Annotated in this window: 2 rRNA genes and 1 pseudogene; 2 read left to right on the top strand and 1 reads right to left on the bottom strand. The window is 52.0% G+C overall.

From position 1 onward, the window contains the following. Positions 1-67 precede the first annotated feature (67 nt). Positions 68-183 (top strand): 5S ribosomal RNA (gene rrf / locus BK662_RS19230). A gap of 107 nt (positions 184-290) precedes the next feature. Next, positions 291-406 (top strand): 5S ribosomal RNA (gene rrf, locus BK662_RS19225). 79 nt (positions 407-485) lie between these two features. Here rrf (BK662_RS19225) and BK662_RS35365 read toward each other — a convergent pair. After that, positions 486-943: pseudogene (locus BK662_RS35365) on the bottom strand (PepSY-associated TM helix domain-containing protein); the annotation flags it as partial.

The raw sequence follows: 943 nt of genomic DNA, 5'->3' as shown, positions 1-943 counted from the left end.
CAAACTATCGCATACCCATTCGCTGGAGCGTGATCTCGCAAGAGAAAACGACCCGGCTACCGAATTTCTTGACGACCATAGAGCATTGGAACCACCTGATCCCATCCCGAACTCAGCAGTGAAACGATGCATCGCCGATGGTAGTGTGGGGTTTCCCCATGTGAGAGTAGGTCATCGTCAAGATTAAATTCCGAAACCCCTATCTGCGTATGCAGGTAGGGGTTTTGTTTTAGTAGAAGTCACCGATTTTGCTGGCACGTTACCGCTGTAACGGGCTGGTCACAGAATTTCTTGACGACCATAGAGCATTGGAACCACCTGATCCCATCCCGAACTCAGCAGTGAAACGATGCATCGCCGATGGTAGTGTGGGGTTTCCCCATGTGAGAGTAGGTCATCGTCAAGATTGAATTCCAAACCCCTGTTTGCTTATGCAGACAGGGGTTTTTTCTTTCTGGGCTATAGAAACTTCAATCCGGAACGGGTCAGATCCAGGCTTTGGGTGCCTTGCTACTCCTTCGAGCCAGAAACTTGCGCCACGATTCCCGTCACCGACAATACAGCAATCAAAACACCTGGCACCGCGATCATCACTTGCCCGGTGAGCCCAATGATTCGCCCTCCATGTATCGGCAATTGCAGCCGATAAAAAGGCTCCCCCAAGATGCCTTGCCCTGCATTTCCTGCCCCAGTAAACGCCCATCCGTGCCATGAAAGAACAGCCAGGATTTTCCATGGGCCTCGGTATCATGTTGCCCAAAGCCCGATTGCAGCTGTCAGCCCCAGCCTTTGGCCTTCCTGCAATGCACGTTAATAAGCCTTTGATAACCTCAGCCGCGTAACTCCCAACTCCTCGGCAGGTATGCGTCCGCCGGGATTGCCTTCCAGATATGTCAACACCGGTTGAAAACTGACCCACCCTACCGAAGTAAAACTGACCCAC

It is taken from the genome of Pseudomonas frederiksbergensis, assembly GCF_003732275.1.
GTDB lineage: Bacteria > Pseudomonadota > Gammaproteobacteria > Pseudomonadales > Pseudomonadaceae > Aquipseudomonas > Aquipseudomonas frederiksbergensis_H.
The sequence above is the reverse complement of the archived record's forward strand: the minus strand, read 5'-3'. Positions and strand labels throughout refer to the sequence as shown.